The 20,420-nt window shown below is 52.0% G+C and carries 19 protein-coding genes; 14 read left to right on the plus strand and 5 right to left on the minus strand.

Annotated features, from left to right (window positions below):
- Positions 1 to 113: 113 nt before the first annotated feature.
- Positions 114 to 1,061 carry a transaldolase gene (gene tal, locus JI62_RS05085; protein WP_088699121.1) on the minus strand — a complete coding sequence of 316 codons (948 nt, stop codon included), beginning with the start codon at positions 1,059 to 1,061 and terminating at the stop codon, positions 114 to 116.
- A gap of 356 nt (positions 1,062 to 1,417) precedes the next feature.
- On the opposite strand from tal, the gene JI62_RS05090 reads away from it, so the two are divergent.
- From JI62_RS05090 to JI62_RS05130, 10 genes are all read left to right on the plus strand, one after another.
- Complete coding sequence (locus JI62_RS05090; RefSeq protein WP_027959983.1) at positions 1,418 to 1,891, plus strand: RpiB/LacA/LacB family sugar-phosphate isomerase; 474 nt, start codon at positions 1,418 to 1,420, stop codon at positions 1,889 to 1,891.
- 93 nt (positions 1,892 to 1,984) lie between these two features.
- Positions 1,985 to 3,715 carry a dihydroxyacetone kinase family protein gene (locus tag JI62_RS05095; RefSeq protein ID WP_088699122.1) on the plus strand — a complete coding sequence of 577 codons (1,731 nt, stop codon included), beginning with the start codon at positions 1,985 to 1,987 and terminating at the stop codon, positions 3,713 to 3,715.
- A gap of 38 nt (positions 3,716 to 3,753) precedes the next feature.
- Positions 3,754 to 4,734, plus strand: coding sequence for a sugar-binding transcriptional regulator (locus tag JI62_RS05100; protein ID WP_240513143.1), 981 nt, complete (start codon positions 3,754 to 3,756; stop codon positions 4,732 to 4,734).
- A gap of 419 nt (positions 4,735 to 5,153) precedes the next feature.
- Positions 5,154 to 6,260 carry an MDR/zinc-dependent alcohol dehydrogenase-like family protein gene (locus JI62_RS05105; protein ID WP_088699124.1) on the plus strand — a complete coding sequence of 369 codons (1,107 nt, stop codon included), beginning with the start codon at positions 5,154 to 5,156 and terminating at the stop codon, positions 6,258 to 6,260.
- Positions 6,261 to 6,318: 58 nt separating this feature from the next.
- Positions 6,319 to 6,963 carry a DUF2291 family protein gene (locus tag JI62_RS05110; protein WP_240513144.1) on the plus strand — a complete coding sequence of 215 codons (645 nt, stop codon included), beginning with the start codon at positions 6,319 to 6,321 and terminating at the stop codon, positions 6,961 to 6,963.
- 6 nt (positions 6,964 to 6,969) lie between these two features.
- A complete protein-coding gene (locus JI62_RS05115; protein ID WP_088699126.1) occupies positions 6,970 to 8,511 on the plus strand; it encodes a sugar ABC transporter ATP-binding protein in 1,542 nt (513 codons plus the stop codon).
- A gap of 25 nt (positions 8,512 to 8,536) precedes the next feature.
- Positions 8,537 to 8,692 carry a hypothetical protein gene (locus JI62_RS22845; protein WP_240513145.1) on the plus strand — a complete coding sequence of 52 codons (156 nt, stop codon included), beginning with the start codon at positions 8,537 to 8,539 and terminating at the stop codon, positions 8,690 to 8,692.
- 3 nt (positions 8,693 to 8,695) lie between these two features.
- Positions 8,696 to 9,634: an ABC transporter permease gene (locus JI62_RS05120; protein WP_240513146.1), complete on the plus strand. Its 939-nt coding sequence runs from the start codon at positions 8,696 to 8,698 to the stop codon at positions 9,632 to 9,634.
- Positions 9,635 to 9,712: 78 nt separating this feature from the next.
- On the plus strand, positions 9,713 to 10,669 hold the full coding sequence (locus tag JI62_RS05125) for a D-ribose ABC transporter substrate-binding protein (RefSeq protein WP_088699127.1): 957 nt from the start codon (positions 9,713 to 9,715) through the stop codon (positions 10,667 to 10,669).
- A 132-nt stretch (positions 10,670 to 10,801) separates the two neighbouring features.
- Positions 10,802 to 11,707: a ribokinase gene (locus JI62_RS05130; protein WP_170938480.1), complete on the plus strand. Its 906-nt coding sequence runs from the start codon at positions 10,802 to 10,804 to the stop codon at positions 11,705 to 11,707.
- Positions 11,708 to 11,811: 104 nt separating this feature from the next.
- Here the strand turns inward: JI62_RS05130 and JI62_RS05135 are convergent, their stop codons facing one another.
- The 4 genes from JI62_RS05135 to JI62_RS05150 are packed head-to-tail and all read right to left on the minus strand — an operon-like array spanning position 11,812 to position 15,627.
- Positions 11,812 to 12,600, minus strand: a complete 789-nt coding sequence (locus tag JI62_RS05135; RefSeq protein WP_088699129.1) for an HpcH/HpaI aldolase family protein — start codon at positions 12,598 to 12,600, stop codon at positions 11,812 to 11,814.
- On the minus strand, positions 12,597 to 14,120 hold the full coding sequence (locus JI62_RS05140) for a tripartite tricarboxylate transporter permease (RefSeq protein WP_088699130.1): 1,524 nt from the start codon (positions 14,118 to 14,120) through the stop codon (positions 12,597 to 12,599). Before JI62_RS05140 ends, JI62_RS05135 begins: the two co-directional genes overlap by 4 nt.
- Before the next feature lie 4 nt (positions 14,121 to 14,124).
- Positions 14,125 to 14,598 (minus strand): tripartite tricarboxylate transporter TctB family protein, encoded by a 474-nt coding sequence (locus tag JI62_RS05145; protein ID WP_088699131.1) that lies wholly within the window; start codon positions 14,596 to 14,598, stop codon positions 14,125 to 14,127.
- A 30-nt stretch (positions 14,599 to 14,628) separates the two neighbouring features.
- Complete coding sequence (locus JI62_RS05150) at positions 14,629 to 15,627, minus strand: tripartite tricarboxylate transporter substrate binding protein (protein ID WP_240513147.1); 999 nt, start codon at positions 15,625 to 15,627, stop codon at positions 14,629 to 14,631.
- Between the two features lie 263 nt (positions 15,628 to 15,890).
- Here JI62_RS05150 and JI62_RS05155 point away from each other — a divergent pair, with 263 nt between their 5' ends.
- From JI62_RS05155 to JI62_RS05170, 4 genes are all read left to right on the plus strand, one after another.
- Entirely contained in the window at positions 15,891 to 16,913 is a 1,023-nt protein-coding gene (locus JI62_RS05155) for a LacI family DNA-binding transcriptional regulator (protein WP_088699133.1), read from the plus strand.
- A gap of 565 nt (positions 16,914 to 17,478) precedes the next feature.
- Positions 17,479 to 18,339 (plus strand): transketolase, encoded by an 861-nt coding sequence (locus JI62_RS05160; protein ID WP_088699134.1) that lies wholly within the window; start codon positions 17,479 to 17,481, stop codon positions 18,337 to 18,339.
- 12 nt (positions 18,340 to 18,351) lie between these two features.
- A complete protein-coding gene (locus tag JI62_RS05165; protein ID WP_088699135.1) occupies positions 18,352 to 19,347 on the plus strand; it encodes a transketolase family protein in 996 nt (331 codons plus the stop codon).
- An 89-nt stretch (positions 19,348 to 19,436) separates the two neighbouring features.
- Complete coding sequence (locus tag JI62_RS05170; RefSeq protein WP_088699136.1) at positions 19,437 to 20,417, plus strand: TRAP transporter substrate-binding protein; 981 nt, start codon at positions 19,437 to 19,439, stop codon at positions 20,415 to 20,417.
- Positions 20,418 to 20,420 lie beyond the last annotated feature (3 nt).

Consider the following 20,420-nt stretch of genomic DNA (forward strand, 5'->3'; position numbering starts at 1 on the left):
CCGGACTTGGCCTTCTGAACGGCATCCATGGAGAGGGCGCGAATGGCATTGGCTAGCTCAAAACGGCTATTCATAGCAGTGATACCTTGGTTGTTGTATTGCGTAGCATCTCGTTAGGCACGGGCAGTCAGGCGCTGAGTAATCAACGACTCTAATGTTTGCTGGTCGTTGGCGAAGCGTCGGATTCCGTCAGCCAGCATCTCGTTGGCCATTGCATCTTGGTTGTGTTGCCAACGAAAGCCTGCTTCTGATAGCGGTGTGAATGCTTCACGAGTGACGGTTTTCTGTTGGATTTTTGAGGCCACCTCTCCTTCCATGCTATCAAGCTGTTCTAGCAGTGCAGGAGAGATGGTCAGGCGATGGCAGCCCGCCAATGCTAATACTTGATCGGTGGTACGAAAACTTGCCCCCATGACGACAGTGTCATAATGACCAGCGGCAGCTCTCTCGCAAATCCCCTTTACAAATAGCACGCCAGGGTCTTCTTCTGGTGTGAACTGCTTACCTGTTGTCTTTTGGTACCAATCGCTAACGCGGCCAACGAAGGGCGATATCAGATACACCCCTGCATCAAAGCAGGCCTGCGCCTGAGCATCGCTGAACAAGAGCGTTAAGTTGCAGTTAATGCCTTCACGCTCTAATTGCTGAGCCGCACGGATCCCCTCCCAGGTAGACGCGAGCTTGATCAGCACACGGTTGCGGTTAATCCCCTGTTTTTCGTAGCGCTCAATCAACTCGTAGGCCTTGTGGATACTCGCTTGGGTGTCAAAAGAGAGGTGTGCGGACACTTCTGTCGATATTCGTCCAGGTACTACATTGGCAATTTGCCCGCCAATCGCAACCGAAAGTTGGTCAACTATTCGGCTCGGGTCGCTCTCATCACGACATGATTCAGCAAGCACCTTGTCGATCAACTCTTGATAACGAGGCAGTTCGAAGGCCTTGAGAATCAATGAGGGGTTAGTGGTAGCGTCCTGCGGTTGATAGCGCTTTATGGCATCCAAGTCGCCCGTGTCGGCCACGACCAATGAGTGTTCGCGTAATCCATCCAAAAGCGACATTGCCTACTCTCCTTAAAAATGAACATGATTTGTTCAAATGATTGTCCATTTAGACCGATTTAGTCAAATCAGCATGCCACTTAAATCGATTTTAAGGTCATTGAACAAAAGTATAGTGCTGGGTAGATAATGCTTTATCTTCATATAATTCTTTTATTATCAGCATTTTATTAATTTTTTCTTGGTTTTTATCCTGAGTGCTCTCAAAAAATACGACCAGATCTTATGATCGGTGTGTTTACAAATGCTCGGTTGGTGATAGATTGAATAGCGTCAGTAGACGGCTGGCAACTGCGTGGTGGTATTCATCTTTGTTAGTCGTCCGCGTTTCTATTTCCTAGAAAGGGAGAGCATGAATGTCTAGTGCGACGTCTTCTCTCAGAGTCGCCATTGGCGGTGATGAGGCCGCTTACGACTTGAAAGAGATTCTCATTGGTTATATCCGAGAGTTAGGCTACGAGGTTGAAGATTTTGGCACTTTTAATGCCCAGCCGGTGCTGTACCCCGATGTTGCCTTTGAGGTGGCTACGGCGATTAAGGAGGGGCGCTTCGATCGTGCAGTACTGGTATGTGGCACGGGAATCGGAGTGGCTATTTCTGCCAATAAGGTGCCCGGTATCCGCGCTGCGCAGGCACACGATACTTACTCAGCAGCAAAGGCGCGCACCAGTAATAATGCACAGATTGTCACGCTGGGATCCAGAGTGATTGGGCCAGAGTTGGCTAAGTCAATAGTGGCAACCTTTTTGGGCAGCCACTTTTCGGGTGGAAATTCCGAATTAAAAATAGCAAAGATTGACGAATATGAGTCTCGATTGAATACTCCTTAACCGTGGGATTGCTCATATTCGTCGACGCTGATTAATAACAACAGCATGCAAGCTGTGATAACGCAGTTTGGCCTCACTCCAGAGGATATAATAATGACACGCCTATTTAATGATCCAAGTGATTTCCCTGAAGAAGCTCGTTTAGGTTTAGTAGCTGCTCATCGCGATAAGCTGATGGCTGTGCCGGGAGGTGTCGTACGCAGTACGCGCAGCCAGTCAGGTAGTGTTGCGGTCGTGGTTGGCGGTGGTAGTGGCCATTATCCCACCTTTGCGGGATTGGTTGGGCAGGGGTTGGCCCATGGGGCGGTCATGGGAAATCTGTTTTGCTCGCCTTCTGCACAGCAAGTTTATTCCGTCGCCAAAGCCGCCAACAACGGCGGTGGTGTGCTGCTCTCTTTTGGGAATTATGCGGGGGACGTGCTGCATTTTGGTGAAGCGCGCGAGCGTTTGATCGCGGACGGTATTCCCTGTGAAATCGTGCTGGTCACTGATGATGTCGCCAGTGCCCCCTTGGCGGAGATTGATAAGCGCCGGGGCATCGCCGGTGATCTAACCGTTTTCAAGGCCGCCGCCGCTGCAGCAGAAAAGGGACTATCACTGGAAGAAGTAGTTCAAGTGGCGAAGGAGGCAAATCGCTGCACTCGCTCTTTTGGAGTGGCGTTTGAGGGATGCACGTTACCGGGCGCAGCCGATTCGCTCTTTCATGTGCCCGAAGGCAGGATGGCCATAGGCCTGGGGATTCACGGTGAGCCGGGTATTAGTGAGACGGATATTCCTACCGCAGATGGCTTGGCAGAAATTCTCGTTGGCCGATTATTGGAAGAAGTTCCTAACGGTATCAGACTCCAAGGAGCTCGGGTGGCACCGATACTCAATGGCTTGGGTACCGTTAAGTATGAAGAGCTGTTCGTTATTTATCGCAAGGTTGACGAGTTGCTGCAGGACGCTGGGTTAATCATTGTGGAGCCCGATGTGGGCGAGCTGGTGACCAGTCTTGATATGGCCGGGGTTTCGCTGACGTTGTTCTGGCTTGATAAAGAGATGGAGCCGCTGTGGACTGCCGCTGCGGATGCGCCGGGCTATCGAAAAGGCAGCGTGACGCCAGCGCAGGCGCTGCATCCTGCCGAGGTAGAGGTGGTTACGCAAGATGAGATTCCCGCGGCTAGCGAAACCTCGCGAGCGTTAGCCAGGGGCGTCGTTGAGGCGCTCGAAGTGCTCGCCAATACGGTCAATGAAAACTGCGAGATGCTGGGCCAGATTGATGCTGTGGCTGGGGATGGTGATCACGGTATTGGTATGCAGCGGGGTAGCAGGGCTGCGCTTGAAGCGGCCAAAGAGGCGCTTAATGGCGGCGCGGGCGCGGAGACAGTGCTGCAGTGGGCTGGGCAGCGCTGGTCAGACGAAGCGGGCGGGACCTCTGGTGCTATCTGGCGGGTGATCTTAAAAGCGATGGGGGAGTCGCTTGGCAATGAGAAGCCGTTATCAGGGCAGCGCCTTGCCGCTGGCGTGGTCAATGCCCGTCAGCAAGTGATGGCATTTGGTAAGGCTGAGTTGGGCGATAAAACGCTTGTCGATGTGCTGGTGCCTTTTGCCGATGCCCTGGCGTGGGAGGCTGAGAAAGGTCAGGAAGCTTTGGCTTGCTGGGAATCCGCTGCACGCATAGCGAGTGAGGCGGCTGAGGCTACCAGGCAATTAATACCCCGCGTTGGCCGTGCGCGCCCATTGGCTGAAAAAAGCGTGGGTACACCGGATGCCGGTTCGGTTTCATTGGCGCTGATTATTCAAGCGCTGATTCCTGTGTTGAAAAAGTGTCAAGCAAACTGACATGATACATGCCCTTCAACAACCCCTGGATGCCGAGGATGAATGGTCAAGACGCTGCAGATATAGACTTAATGACAGAGATTTCAACGCTCTACTATGTGCAGGGGGAAACGCAGGAAGCGATCGCCAATAGGCTCGGCCACTCGCGTGTGCGAATAGGGCGGCTGCTCAAGCGTGCCCAGGCAGAAGGAATTGTCGATGTTCGCGTGCGCCTGCATCCCGCCGTGAGTGTTGAGATCGAGCAGGAGCTCAAACGGCGCTTTGGCCTGAAGCGAGCATTGATCGCTCTGGATAATGCCGATCCGGATGTACAGCGCTCGTCGGTTGCGAGTCTGGTCGCCGACCATTTGTCGCGTAGTTTGACCGATGGCCAGATTGTGGCCGTTGGGATGGGGCGTAACGTCGCCGCGGTGGCGGATAACGTTTTCCTGGCGGAGTCGTTAAAAGTTTCATTTGTGTGCGCCATTGGCGGCTCGCTGCGCGCAGGCGAGCATATGAATCCTGACCATATTTGTCGACGTTTGGCGAGTCGGTTTGGCGGTGACAGTGAGACGCTGTATGCCCCTGCACTGGTGCAGAGCGGTGAACTTAGGGATGCGTTGTATGAAAACTCCACCGTGCGCCAGACGCTAGACCGGGCTCGACGCGCGGATACTGCTTTGATTGGTGTAGGCGATGTCAGTGAAGACAGTAATATGGTGCGCATGGGGTGGTTTTCGGCCCAGGAGATTGCTGAAGCACGGCTCTCTGGAACCGTGGGCGATATGATGGGTTATGACTTTATCGATATCCATGGGAAGCCTTCTGCCACGCAGATGCAGGGGCGTGTGGTGGGGCTCAATATCCAGGACCTCACGCGTATTCCCGACGTTATCGCTATCGCCAGTGAGAATACTAAAGCGGTCGGGATACTGGGGGCGCTGCGTACTGGGGTCATTGATACATTGGCCACTAGCGTCACTAACGCTCACACTATTCTGCGTCTCGATGAAGCGACTAAAGGTGAGGTGCGCGCTTAATTTATATTCAAAATCTAGGGTTTCTCTGCATCTTGCTCTTAGGCCAGCCCAATTTCATCTGTTGCATTTATTGGCTTTCCTTAGGCATGTGATCTCCTTGGCATACCTAGTTTCCTCCTTCCTTTCGCTCCAATGTCAGTGATATTTGGCAGGCATTTGTACATTTGTACGATGATGGATCATATAGCATGGCTTTAAGGGATGCTTTCGCATGGTCGAAATAATAAATAATTTCCATTTTTAAAATTTAAACATAAAAAACAGCCAATTATTCTATTGGTCTAAAGTATAAGATTAGAAAACTCCATTATGGATTGACTCAGCTATGCTTAAGGCAGTTAATTCATATGTACACAACAAGATCTTTTGTAAAGCGTGCGTCGCTAGCCAGGCAATACAAGATATATTAGGAGTGAGTAATGCATAACGCCGATAACAACAATCACACCGAACTGCCACTGACCATGCAAGCCGTCGTGGCCTACGCACCTGGTGATTATCGTCTTGAAGAGGTGGGCGTGCCGAAGGTGGGAGAAGGGGAAGTACTGATAAAGGTTGAAGCGTGCGGAATCTGCGCAGGCGATCTCAAAGCATATGAAGGCGCCCCCAGCTTTTGGGGAGATGATACTCAGCCTGCTTATATCAAGGCGCCGATGATTCCAGGCCATGAGTTTATTGGTCATGTGATGGCTTTAGGAGAGGGCGTTAAAAACCTTGAGATCGGTGATCGCGTTATTTCTGAGCAAATCGTGCCTTGCTGGGAGTGCCGTTTCTGTAACCGTGGGCAGTACTGGATGTGCGAAAAGCACGACGTGTATGGATTTCAGCACAACGTAAATGGCGGTATGGCCGAATATATGGTCTTTCCTAAAGAAGCCATTAATCACAAGTTGCCAGATGAGATTCCGATGGAGAAAGCGGTTCTTATTGAACCCTATGCTTGTTCGTTACATGCCGTTAAGCGTGCGCAGATTGAACTGGGAGATGTGGTTGTCCTCTCCGGTGCGGGAACCCTAGGGCTAGGGATGATTGGCGCAATCAAAAAATCCGGGCCTTCCAAACTGGTCGTGCTGGATCTCAACAATAAGCGCTTAGAACTTGCCAAGCAGTTTGGTGCCGACATTGTCCTGAATCCTGCTGACGTCGATGTGGTTGACTACGTGAAAAGTATTACGGAAGGCTATGGTTGCGATATTTATATTGAGGCCACCGGCGCGGTGCAGTCGGTAGAGCAGGGGCTTTATATGATCCGTAAACTTGGCCGGTTCGTCGAGTTCAGCGTATTCAAAGAGCCAGTGACTGTTGATTGGAGCATTATCAGCGATCGTAAAGAGCTGGATATACTGGGTGCGCATCTAGGCCCTTATTGTTACCCACTAGTGATCGAAGGCATCGGAGACGGTGATTTCCCAACGGATCATGTGGTGACCCATAAGCTGCCGTTAGCCGAATTTCATCAAGGACTAGATCTAATGCGCAATGACCCTAACGCCTTAAAGGTTGTGCTTATACCTGGCGGGAAGTAGGTAGGGGAAGTTTCTTATTTATAACTTTTTTATAACTACAATGATAACCGGAGTGATTATGTCGGCGACATTAAATTCGGTGCCCGGTAATAAGCGTATAAGAGCCTATGTGGCAGCTGCTTTTGCTTTAGCGCTGGTTGCACTCATGGCGCTTGATACTAAAGTCATTAGTCTTACTGAACTTGAGAGCGCGGTGGGGTTTTCACCACAGCAATTTGCTCAGGAAACATTTCCAGAAATCCAAGCGTATGTCGAGAATAACGCTGTAAATGCATCGGTATTGGCGCCAGAGGTTCTCCAGGATGCCGGAGCGGCAGGCGAGAAATACGGCGTCGCTGCCGGCATTGGCCATATTGTGCCGGTCTCTTTATCCGGAGTTGCTGTAGAAAGCCGGGGAGGCGTTTACACCCTAGAGGTTGCCGATGTGCCTTCAGATATCGTCATTCGCGTGCAAACAGGCCCAGCCATTAATGGCACTACGCTGAGAGATACAACCGGCAATATTCAATTTGGCGACTTTACCAATCAGATTGAGTACCAAGATGTCGGCGCAGCGCTCAATGATGAAATGAAGCGTCAAGTGCTTGCGGATATTTCCGGGCAAGAGTTAACCGGAAAAACGTTAGAAGTAGTCGGCTCTTTTACCATGATAAATCCCAAAAACTGGCTAATTACGCCGGTGAGTATAGCGATCATTGAGTGAGGGGCTATGAGTATCGATACATCAACAGTGGAAGCGGCTCCGGTGATTCTTTCGGCACGCAATATCGAAAAGCGTTTCGGTGCCGTGCAAGCCCTCAAAGAAGTGAACTTCGATATATATCGAGGGCAGGTGACAACGCTCTTCGGCGAAAATGGAGCAGGTAAATCTACGCTGATGAAAATTTTGTCTGGCGTCATTGCTCAGACGGCTGGGGAGATTGTATTGGAAGGAGAGAGCATCAGCTTTTCTTCGCCGTCGGAGGCTGAAGCGCTGGGGATTACCATTATTCATCAGGAGTTGAGCTTGGCCCCTAACCTGAATGTGCGTGACAACATTTTTATGGGGCGTGAGCTGACTAAAGGAAGGGGCAGCGTCGACTATAAAGAAGAAGCGCATCAGGCTGAACTGTTAATGGAAGAGCTGGATGAACCGATCCACCCTCTTACCCTGGTCGAAGATCTGCGGGTAGGGCAGCAACAGATCGTTGAAATCGCGAGAGCGCTGTCCAAGAACTCTCGCATCTTGATTATGGATGAACCGACTTCCGCGTTGAGTGCCACGGAAGTCGAGACGTTATTCAAAGTCGTTCAGGATCTCAAAAACAAGGGTGTGTCGATTGTTTATATTTCTCACCATTTGGAAGAGGCGCTGCAGATTACCGATCATGCTGTTGTTCTCCGCGATGGGGTCATGACTGCTTACGCCCCACGTAGTGATATCGACCTGCAGTGGATCGTCAGGCATATGGTAGGAGAGAGTTTCGATCTTGGCTCACCGCCCACGGGGTATGAGCAGGGCCCCACCGCGCTCTCTATCCAGAACCTTTACGTAAGCGACGATAAAGTGGCAGGTCGCTATGTTGTTGAGGATCTTTCTCTTGATGTGCGCGCCGGCGAGATTGTTTGTATTTATGGGCTAATGGGCGCTGGAAGAACTGAGTTATTGGAATGTGTGGCAGGACGAACCCGGCAGTCCAAGGGAAATATCTTGCTCAACTCAACTGACGTATCCCATTACAACATTGCACAGCGAATCGAGAGAGGGTTGGTGTTAGTGCCTGAGGATCGCCAGCGTGATGGGTTAGTACCCACCCTGTCAGTCGGTAGAAATCTGTCGCTAGCCAGTATCCATGCGTTTACTCGCAAGGGGCTTACTTCTTCCAGCTTGGAAGCAGAAATGATTAATTCAGCTATCGATAAGGTGCACATTAAAACAGACGGCGGGGAGGCTGCCATTGGTTCACTGTCTGGCGGTAACCAGCAAAAAGTGGTGATCGGTAAGATGTTGGCTACCCATCCAGACGTCATCATACTTGATGAGCCAAGCCGTGGTATCGACGTGGGCGCCAAGGCCGAAGTGTTCAAGTTATTGAGCCAAGGGGCTCGGCGGGGGTTGGCGGTTGTCTTTACAACATCTGAAGTGAGCGAGTGCTTGAGTATTCCACACAGAGTGCTGGTGATGAGCAAAGGACGGATCTCCGCTGAATTCAAACCGGGTGTAACGAAAGATGAAATTATGGCTGCTTCGGGCGAATCAGTGGCTGCATGATTATTCAATCGGATAGGTAATGACTATGTCTCATCACAACAATAACGCGTTACAAGTTGAAAAAGGCAGTATCGATATCGTCAAGATTTTGCTGGAAGGTAGGGCTTTTTTTGCATTAATCGTGATCATTATTGTCTTTTCCATGCTCTCGCCTGTTTATTTTTCAACGGGTAATTTTTAAACCATGTCTTCGCATGTGGCTGTTTTTGGCTTGCTAGGCATCGGCATGCTGTTTGTCATTCTGACCGGCGGTATCGATTTATCGGTTGGCTCTACGCTGGCACTTTGCGGAGTGTTCGCGGGTATGTTGTTAGAAGGAGTAGAGATTGAAGCGCTTGATTTGGCTTTCTTTCCTTCAGTGTGGGTCGTCGTGGTACTTACCTGCTTACTGGGCGGCCTGGTGGGGGCTATCAATGGCGTATTAGTGGCCTACTTCAAAGTGCCTGCTTTCGTGGCCACGCTGGGCATGTTGTATGTCGCGCGTGGAGCCGCACTGCTGTTAACCGATGGATTAACGTTCAATAGTTTAAGTGGTGACCCTGCATTAGGTAATACTGGGTTTGAATGGCTTGGGTTTAATAAACTATTCGGTATTCCTGTAGGTGTTTTGATTCTCTTTTGTGCTGCGGTTATTTGCATGTTGGCGCTCAGTCGTACGCCTTTTGGTCGGTGGATTTACTCTACCGGTGGCAATGCCCGTGCTGCAGAGCTTTCCGGGGTGCCCGTCAATCGCGTTAAGCTCTCCGTCTACATTATTTCCGGCGTGTGCGCAGCCATGGCTGGGATCGTGCTTGCCTCACAGTTGACCTCTGCTGGGCCTACGGCAGGTACCACCTATGAGCTAACAGCGATTGCTGCTGTCGTTATCGGCGGCGCCTCACTGATGGGGGGGCGTGGCACGGTTCGAAATACTTTATTGGGCGCATTTGTAATTGGCTTTCTAGCCGACGGTCTGGTCATCATCGGTGTGTCTGCTTATTGGCAAATGGTCTTCACGGGTAGCGTGATTGTCTTCGCCGTCATGTTAAATAATGTCCAATACAGTGCTAAAAGAAAGTCCTCGCAACAAGCCGAGAAAACGGCAGAAATTAAGCGTGAAGGTTCTAGAGCAAGCGCTACTTAACGTAGCATTGCTTAGCAGTGTGGCCTGCTCAGGTCTACCGATTCAAAGACCAACAATCATAACTATGAGGTAATAATCATGCTTCCAAAAAGTAAAAAAATGCTTTTTACAGCTCTCGCTAGTGTCTCGATGCTCTTTAGTAGCTCTATAGTTGCTCAGGACAAGGGGCTGATCTCAATTATTGTCAATGATATGTCAAACCCCTATTGGCAAACAGAAGGAACAATTGCTGAGCGCACAGCAGAAGAGTTGGGCTATGATGCAAATGTAAGTTCCCATGTGGGTGACACCAACACGGAAAGCAATCAGGTTGACACGGCAATTACCAATGGTGCTAAAGCAATCATTCTCGACCCCGCTAATGCGGACGGTTCCATTGGCGCGGTGCGAAGAGCAATCGAGGCGGGAATCCCGGTATTTATTATTAACGCTGAGATTAACCAGCAGGGATTAGCCAAGGCGCAACTGGTTTCCAATAATGCACAGGGAGCCGCGTTAGGCGCGCAAGAGTGGGCAATGCAATTGGATGGCGAAGGATCTTATATAGAATTAAAAGGGCCTCCTTCCGATAATAATGCTGCGACAAGATCCAATGGCTATGAGACGGTGCTTAGCCAGTACCCTGACCTTACCCTCGCGGCGTCTGACATCGCTAATTGGGATCGGACGGAAGGGCGCAATAAAATGCAGAGCATGCTCCGTTCTCATCCTGATATTCGAGGCGTCATTAGCGGTAATGACGAAATGGCCTTAGGCGCTATTGTCGCTCTGAAACAAGAGGGGCGGCTAGACGATGTATTGGTCGGTGGGTTTGACGGTTCACCCGATGCGGTTGATGCGGTTCGCTCGGGTGAGTTGGCCTACACCGTGCTACAGCCGGTAGCCGTATTTGCAGAAGATGCCGTAAAAATCGCTGATCATTACATCAATACTGGAGAAACGGGGTTGGATAGTGAAAAGCAGCTTTATGACTGTATCCTTATTACGCCAGATAATGTAGATAACTATACCTCTCCCTTTGTTTTGGAAGAATAAGTTTTGGAAGAATAAGGTTTGGAAGAGTAGGTTTTAGAAGAGAATGCATTAGAAGAGTAAGTGTTAGAGAACCTTACCTAGAGGCCAGTCAGCTTTAAAGCTGGCTGGCTTTTTGAATAAGAGGGTGTGTCAATGATCTTTAATTTTGGTTCCATTAATATCGATTATACTTACCGTGTACCCTATTTTGTTCGCCCTGGCGAAACGTTGGAAAGCGGTGATTATAATATTGGATTAGGTGGAAAAGGCGTCAATCAGTCACTGGCAATAGCGCGTGCCAAAGGCATGGTGAGTCACTGGGGGCGAGTTTCATCGATAGATGCCTGGGTGACCAGTGAGCTTGAGTCTGCGGGTGTGGGTGTGAAAGATATCGAATTGACCCCAGAGCCAAGTGGGCATGCCATCATTCAAATTGACGCACTGGGAGAAAACGCTATTCTGTTGTTCTCTGGCGCCAATCATGGTTTTACGCAGGAGAGAATGACGGCGCTTATTGCGCAAACCGCTCCTGGAGACACAATACTTATTCAAAACGAATGTAACGGGCTTGGTCAGCTTATTCCATTAGCAGTGAGCCACGGTTGCAAGGTGATATTTAACCCTGCACCAATGACTTCGAAGGTATCATCACTTCCTCTAGATCAATGTGAACTGCTTTTTTTTAACCGTACAGAGGCCGCCGCTTTATTAGAGATGCCGGTAGAATCCAGCGCTGCAGATTTGCTAAGGCGTTGTAAAGAATCGCTTGGCGATGTCGAGGTGGTTCTTACTCTAGGTAGCGAGGGGGCTTGGTATCAGCGCAGCAGTGAGACTCTTTTTCAAGCGGCTTTAAAGGTAAAGGCCATCGATACAACGGCCGCAGGCGATACCTTTGTGGGTTACTTCCTTGCCGCTAGGCAAGCTGGCCTAAAACCTTCTCAGTGCTTGCAAAGAGCAACAGCAGCTGCTGCCCTGGCGGTTCAAAAACACGGTGCTGCCAGTAGCATTCCGATGGCGGACGAGGTTGATAGATTGATGTGTCAACAAGAAGCGCTATAGAGTGCGGCAGCGGTTTGTTTTAAGCATTATCTTAGTCACTTTATCTTAGCGTCTTCAAAAGGCCGGCGGCAGTGACGCCCCGGCCTCTAAGAGCCATATCGGAATCAGGATCCTCCGAAATCAGCCGATTGCTCACGCCATTGTGCCGCCTCGTGGCGTAGGGTGTTGGCAAGCAGTGCTATGTCGTTGGGCCCTGCCACGAATCGGTAGCCACTATTGGTCAGAGTGGTGACATCGCGACCGGGGCCGGTGATGGTGCCCATCCAGCGCCCGCTATTGGCGATGCGGCGCTCAAGGTCTTCAATCAGACGGCGTACCTCGGGTGCCTCGAGACGTTCGAGCAAGCCCATAGAGCCAGCCAGGTCGTTGGGGCCGATGAACAGCATGTCTATGCCATCAACCTCGGCGATCGCCTCGACATTATCTGCCCCTTCAGTATGCTCGATCTGGGTGATCAACAGCAGGTCATCGTTGGCTTGACTGGCATAATCACTGAAAGCGCCGTAGCCTGAGGCGCGTACGATAGGAGCCGCATAGCCACGCTGCCCTTGGGGAGGGTAGCGGCAGGCATCGACGACAGCTTGAGCCTGTCCGGCACTATTGACCATCGGTACCATGATCGAGCGTACCCCCATATCCAGGATCTTCTTCAGGTAGGTAGGATCGTTGGCGGGAATGCGCAAAACCGCTTCACCACCCGCGGCTTCGATGGCGCGAACTAGGTGGGCGGTGTGTTCGAGGCTGGAGACACCGTGCTCGTTGTCGATCAGAATGGTTTTCCAGCCTGCCCAAACGGCAATTTCGGCTAGCTCGGGGCTAGCGCTTTCCAGCCACAGGGCGCTAATGGCTCGACCCTGCTTAAGGGCAAGTTTTGTACGGTTGCGATGGTTCATGGATAGGTTTCCGTTTCCGAAGAAGGGCTGGGGGAGCGACGCTGAACACTCTCATAGATACCGCGAGTCAGCAGTAACGCCCAGAGCAGCAGGGTGAGTGTGCCTAGCGCTGCCGCCCAGGGGCGATCGAAGAAGGCCAGCAAGTCGCCTTGGGCCTTCATCATCGATGTCATGAAGTTTTCCTCGACGATTGTGCCGAGAACGATACCCAGTATGGCGGGGGCCAGCGGAAAGCCATTGACCTCCATGGCGTATCCCAGAGCACCCAGCGCCAGCACTGTCCAGATAGCAATGACCGAATTGGTAATGGCGTAAGCTCCCACCAACGAGAACAGTAGTACACAGGGCATGAGTACCCGACGCGGGATACGTATCACCTGACTGGAAGCCATGATCACCAACAGGCCAGCAGGGATCATCGCGAGATTGCTCAGCGCGAATGCGCCGTAAAGGGTATGTACCAGTTCCGGCGACTCGGTAAATATCTGCGGCCCAGGTGACATCCCGTTGAGTAGCAGGATGCCGATGGCAATAGCCGTGACGCTATCCCCGGGGATGCCGAACACCAACGCTGGCGTCCAGGCGCCGCCGATAGCTGCATTGTTGGCGGAGCCACCGTCGGTTACGCCCTCAATGTACCCCGTGCCGTAGCGTTCGGGATGGCGCGAGAAGCGCCGTGAAATCGCATAACAGATCCAAGCAGCGATATCTGCCCCGGCGCCGGGCAGCGCGCCGATCAGGGTGCCAAGTACGCTGGAGAGGGCGATGTTGCGCTTGAAGCGACGCAGTACGAGCGCTGCTTTATGCAGCGCTTTGGAAAACGACTCTTGTGCTGCATTGGCAGGTTGATCGCGATGTCCTGTCTGTGCACTGCGCAGGATCTCGCTGAGCGCAAACAGGCCGATGATGGCAGGAATAAAGCTAATGCCATCGAACAGTTCGTAATTGCCGAAGGTGAAACGTGGATGGCCGACGGCAACATCGATGCCGATAGTGGCGATAAATAAGCCAAGGAAGAGGCTGGAAAAACTCTTGGCGACGCTACCGTTGCTAGTTAGTACCGCGCAACTCAGTCCTAGGCAGGCCAGCCAGAAGGTTTCGAAGCTGGAAAACTGCACTGCGACACGGGCCAGCTGAGGGGCAATGAGCGCTAGAAGGGCGACACCCACCAGGCCTCCAATGCAGGCAGCGAACAATGACACCATCAGCGTCGAGCGGGAGCGTCCTGAGCGGGAAAGACGGTAAGCGTCCTCGACATAGGCAGCGGAGGCGGGCGTTCCGGGGATCCGCATCAAAGTGCCGGGTACGTCGCCAGCGAAAATTGCTGTGGTAGTCGTGGCGACAATGGCGCTGATGGCGATCAACGGATCCATGAAGTAGGTAAAGGGCACCAGAAGGGCCACCGCCATGGTAGCGGTTAGGCCCGGCATGGCGCCGATGAAAGTACCATAGAGCGTGCAGGCGAGGATGACCGCTAAGGACGTTGGGCTGAAAAGGGCGGCGAGGGTAGAGGCGCTCATAGAGTCACCATGCCATTGGTGTCAGCAGACCCCAGGGGAGCGGGACGCGCAGCAGTGAATAGAACAGCAGATGCACGCCGATCACCAGGGGTAGCGCTAGCAGTGCTGCGCCCCCAGCACGCATGCCGAAGATCAGGGCTGTGGCGGAGACTGCCATGAAGGAAGCAATATGAAAGCCCAGGGGGTCGAGCAATAGGCCATAGCCGAGTATCACGATCAGCAGGGCCAGGGGGCGTGCCGCCATCCTCCAGCCTGTTTGCCGAGGCGGCATCGTCGAAGTACTCGGCGCCTTCCGCCGCCCCCGCGATCCAAAGCCGATTAGCGCTCCGCAAACTATCAGGCCAATCGCCGCGATGGAGGGAAACAGGCCGGGGCCGTACTCCAGCCCGGCCAGGGACGGAAAGGTTGAGGCGCGCCAGAGCACCAGTGCGCCGAAGAGAACCAGTAGGCTCCCCGATAAGCGATCATTGCAGTACATGAATACCTCCTGCTTATCAATCGGCCTCGCTTACTTAGCGAGGCCGATCGCTTCGACCACTTCGCCCAATTGACGATCAGCCTCAGCGAGGAGTTGAGCGGTTTCGTGGCGATTCTCGAACACTACTTGAGTGCCACTGCTGCGCTTGAACTCGGCCCAAGCTTCACTGTTGATAGCTGTCTCGATTGCTTGCTCGTAGGCACAGGCGATCTCGTCCGGTAGACCGTCAGGGCCGCTGACCGTCACAAAGGCACTCAGTGTCCATCCACTCTCCAGTGTGTCAGCTGTCAAGGGGACTTCAGGCATCTGTTCCATCGGGGTATCGCTCATATAGCCCAGCGCCTTTAGCTCCCCCTGTTCGATCAGGTTGCGGGCCTCAGAGAGCGAAGGTGTCGCGACATCAACGCCCCCCGCCATCAACTCCTTGAGTGCAGGCCCCGCGCCTTGGCTAGGGATCCAGCGAATGGCATCGGGAGCCAAGCCTTCGGCCTTGAGCATACCGGCTAGGGCGAGATGCCAGATGCCGCCCTGGGCGGTTCCCGAAGCGGTCAATTCTCCGGGGTTCTGGCGTGCTTCGTCGAGTAGGGCCTCAAGTGTTTCGTAGGGCGAATTATTTTGTACCACTACCCCAGGGGAGCTGCGGTTAATCAATGCAATGGGCGTGATGTCCTGGTAAGTCAGCGGCGTTAGGCCGAGCCAGTGCATGGTGTCGATCTCGACCGTGGCGGCACCAATGGTATAGCCGTCAGGATTGCCACGGGCAAGTGAGGTATGGCCTACAACGCCGTTACCACCGGTGCGGTTGATGACGTTGAAGGGCACGCCCATTTGTTCCTCAAGCAAGCTGGCCAACCGACGTGCATTGGCGTCGGTGCCTCCACCGGTTCCCCAGGGAACGATAAAGGTGACGGCTCGCTCGGGCTGCCAGTGACAGGTTTCAGTGTTATCGGCTGAGGCGGAAGTGGCTGCCAACGAGGCACATAGGGCCAGTGAAATAGTCATTATTGTTGTCGAATTTGTGCTTGTCATGCTGTGTGCTCCAGACAGTGGCGAGGGATCTTGACGGCGTTTTCTGATAGTTGTTGAGATGCCTTCATCGTTATTTTTTACCTAGTTCAATCGATTGAATAAATACAACTTTGGTCGTTATAAAATTGGAATTCCGTGTTTACGAGGCTTGCGATATCACTAAAAAAGCCGCTATGAGAGTATGTTGCTCATAATTCCAAAAGGAGGCTGGCGTACTAGATCGCGTTCCGTCGCCTATAAATCATGGGAGTTGAGATTTTTATATGGCAAGTCGTCCGACACTTAAAACTATCGCCGATCAGGTAGGCGTCACCGTTTCCGCAGTATCATTAGCCCTGCGTAATGATCTGCGAATTTCCCAAGCGACGCGGGAGCGTATACAACAGGCTGCGAAGGAGCTGGGTTACGTCTATAACCGGCATGCGGCGGGGTTGCGGAGAGGCGATAGCGGCACTGTGGCGGTATGCCTTAATGATCTGAGCAACCCCTTTTTCACCGAATTCCTCGGGCACATGGAAGCGCGCTTCCGCGAGGCGGATCGCATGATGCTGTTCTGCCATGCCCATGAAACACCATCGATCCAGGCGCGCTTCATTCGTCAGATGGCCGAGCATGGTGCCGCGGGGCTGATTTTAGTGCCTGTCGCTGGTACCACCCGAGAAGATCTTGATGGGCCGCAGGTAAGGCATCTACAGGATTTTCCACTGGTACTAATTTCCCGGGATGTCGCTGATACGGGGTTCGACCGAGTCATCAACGACGATGTGCTAGGCATCCGTCTTTTATTCGAACACTTATATGAAGCAGGGCATCGGCGCTTTGCTTGGTTAGGTGGTGGTGGTGATACGTCCACTGCCCGAGATCGAGAATGCTCCTTCCGACAGCAGATGGATGCTGCCGGTTTGCCTGTTACACGTGATTCGGTTCACCACGGGCCAACAACACTGGAATTCGGTGACGCCATGCTAGAGCGGCTGCTTACGATGCCGGAACCACCGACCGCAATTATGTGTTTTTCGGACATTATCGCCTTTGGTGTGCTGGCGGCGTGCTACCGGCATGGGGTGCGCCCAGGTGTGGATATTTCTGTCACCGGTTTCGATGATATGGCTGCGGCCGCCTACTCGGCACCAGCATTGACCAGTGTACGGGTACGCACTGACCTAATTGGCCAGTGTGCCAGTGAGTTGCTGCTTTCTCGTATGGCGGGGGAGCAATATCCGCCGGTTCGGAAGGTGGTGCCGCCCGAGCTGGTGGTGCGGGCGAGTACCGGGCCGGCAGCATGAGCTTTGCACTTACCTGACCTCCGCTATGGCGAACATAGCGCTGATGGTAACCCAGCGTCCTTAAATGGATGCCTATCGTTCCAACCCTGAGCTACCCATCCTACCTGTACCCATGATGCCTACGTTATCAGCGTTAGGATGTCACTTTGGCCGTACAAAAACGTAGGTGGCACTGGCAGCAGGGCATCACTGTTTGGCCTACCCGGTATGGAATTCTCTTAGCAGCAGCATTCGATACGTCAGTGCTGGTGCTGTCGTGAGAATGTATCGAGCTATTTTTTGAAAAATTTAAAAATGGTTGACCATTTATAGGGTTGAGGTGTTTTTATTTTTTCTCTGGTATTTAAGTTCAGCGATTGTGGTTTGTTTCACAGGACAGCGCTGGTTTTTTTAAAAAAATGCATGTTTCTGTTTTTAAATATTATTTTTTATTTATTAGCATTGGTTTTGAGTGATTTTACTGATTTTTAATGCGCGATCCCGTTATTGTTTAGACTAAAGTTTCGTTTCAAGCCGTCGCAATTATCTCTATCTTTAAATGGTCAACCATTTGGAGGTGACTGGAATGAGTCAAACAGCTACCGCGTCGAGCGCTGGTGTTATTGAGGAACTTCGGCAGCGGGCTTACAAAATTCGCCGCCACGCTCTGCGGATGGGTGAAGTACAAGGGCAGGGGTACGTTGGTCAAGCGCTTGGGATTGCCGATGTTTTGGCAGTGTCTTACTTCCATGCCCTGAAGCTGGATCCCAAGAACCCTGACTGGGAAGGACGAGATCGTTTCTTGCTCTCTATCGGGCATTACGCCATCGCCTTGTACGCCGCTTTGATAGAGGCTGGTGTTATCAGCGAGGAAGAGATCGAGGACTACGGCAGCGACGACAGCATTCTGCCCATGTCAGGTATGGCCGATTACACGCCGGGCATGGAAATCACCGGTGGTTCGCTAGGACATGGTTTGGGCATCGGTGTGGGAATGGCGCTGGGCCTTAAGCGCAAGAAGAGTGCCTCACGTATTTTTAACCTGCTTTCAGATGGCGAGCTAAATGAAGGCTCGACCTGGGAAGCAGTCGCGTCAGCAGCTCATTGGAAGCTGGATAACCTGATTGCCATTGTCGATGTCAACGATCAGCAGGCTGACGATAAGTCTTCCACCGTACTCAACTACGAGCCGATCGCTGATAAGTGGATTGCGTTTGGGTGGGAAACCTACCGTGTTGATGGCAATGATCTTGAAGCGCTAGTCAAAGCTTTCGACAGTGCGCTAGCCAGTGTCTCTCACAAGCCCCGGGTGATTATCTGCGACACCCTAATGGGCCGCGGCGTGCCTTTCCTCGAAGAACGTGACAAGAACCACTTTATTCGTGTTGATGAGAATGAGTGGAGTGTGGCGCTCAAACAGCTCGATGACGTTTACGGTGTCCAGTAAGGAGGATGTGAAATGAGCGCCAAGAAGAAGCTAAAGACCTCGGCAATGATTGCGTCCATCGCCGGTGATGACCAGCCAACGACCTCCGCGCCCTTCGGGCATGCATTAGTAGAGGCTGCTGCGAAAAATCCCAAGATTGTCGGTATGACGGCAGATCTGGGCAAATATACCGATCTGCATATCTTCGCTCAGGCTTACCCTGATCGCTACTACCAGATGGGTATGGCTGAACAGCTACTCATTATGGCAGGCGCCGGTATGGCTCGCGAAGGCTTTATCCCTTTCGTGACGACCTATAGCGTTTTCGCCTCACGCCGTGCTTACGACTTTATTTGTTTAGCCATTGCCGAAGAGAAGCTGAACGTCAAAATTGTCTGCGCACTTCCCGGGTTGACCACGGGCTATGGCCCGAGCCATCAGGCTACCGAAGATATCGCTATCTTCCGCGGCATGCCGAACCTAACCATCATTGACCCCTGTGATGCGGTCGATATTGAGCAGTCAGTTCAAGCGATGGTCGATTTTGATGGCCCCGTCTACTTACGCCTACTGCGTGGCAAGGTGCCCCGTGTTTTAGATCGCTTTGAAGGTTACCAATTCGAGATCGGCAAGGCTAAAAGGCTGCTAGATGGAGAAGATGCCCTAATCATCTCTTCTGGGCTGATGACGATGCGTGCGATTGAGGCTGCCGATGAGCTGAGAGAGAAAGGCACCAACGTGGCGGTTTTACACTGCGCCACAATCAAGCCGCTAGATACCGATACCATTCTGGCGGAGGTTCGTCGCTATCCTGAACGTCCCGTCTTCGTGGCCGAAAACCACTCAATCATTGGTGGTCTGGGCGAAAGCATCGCATCGCTGCTGATGAAAGAGGGTGTATCCGTCAAATTTAATCAGATCGGCCTTCCCGATGAATTTCTGGATGCCGGTGCTTTACCGACTCTGCATGATCGTTACGGTATTTCCACCAAGGAGGTGATCAAAACGCTAAAGCAGCACGTTGCCTGAAGATACTAACTAAATCAAAAAACTAAGACTCCAGCTACGTTTGATAACCGCTATTTCTAACAACAAATATTTTAATAGAGAGAAACGACATGAAAAAAACAGTCCTTGCTTCTGTCATTGCCAGCGCTTTTTTCATTAGTGGTAATGCCGCCGCTCAGCAAACCCTGCAACTCGCCCACAATGCGGCGGAAGGTAACCCCAAGTGGGATGCTTCAGAACTCTTCGCAGAGCTCGTCGAAGAAGGAACCAATGGGGAATTAATAGTCGATGTTGGTGGTAATGCGCAGTATGGCGACGATATGGAAGCCATCACCCAGATGAGAATGGGTACCTTAGCGTTTAGTACCAATAGCCAGGGCTCGACATCCAGCGTTGTACCGCAGTTCTCCGTTCTGGGACTACCGTTTCTGTTCAACTCTCTTCCCAACGCTTGGGAGGTTATGGACGGCGAAGTCGGCGATGAACTGAAAAGGCTTTCTGAAGAGAAGGGTCTTGTGCTACTGGCGCTGTGGGATAACGGCATTCGTCATGTCAGCAATAATGTTCGTCCTATTGAGACCCCTGATGACTTGGAAGGCCTTAAGATTCGAACCCCTCCCGATGAAATGACGGTTGATATCTTTGAGGCGCTTGGCGCAAACCCCACCCCAATGAATTTCTCTGAACTCTATATTGCTCTTGAACAAGGGGTCGTTGATGGTCAGGAAAATCCATTAATGAATATTTACTCATCCAAGCTTCACGAGGTGCAGGACTATATTTCCTTAACCGGCCACAAGTATGAGTCAACCCCGCTACTTATGAGCAAGATGGTCTGGGATACGCTTTCACCCGAATACCAAGAAGTGATTCAGCAAGCGGCCGTTGAGGCGGGTGAGTTCAATCGTCAAGCGTCACTTGAGGCCGACGAGGCGCTGAGAAGTAAGATGGAAGAGGCGGGTGTCGCTTTTAACGAAGTAAATCCTGAACCTTTCATCGAAGCCACTTCATCCGTTTATGACCAGTGGGCAGAAGAGTACCCAGAATTGGTCGAGATGGTCGTCAATGCGGCTCAGCGTGAAGCGCAATAAAGG

It is taken from the genome of Halomonas campaniensis (genome assembly GCF_002211105.1).
Classification (GTDB): Bacteria; Pseudomonadota; Gammaproteobacteria; order Pseudomonadales; family Halomonadaceae; genus Vreelandella; species Vreelandella campaniensis_A.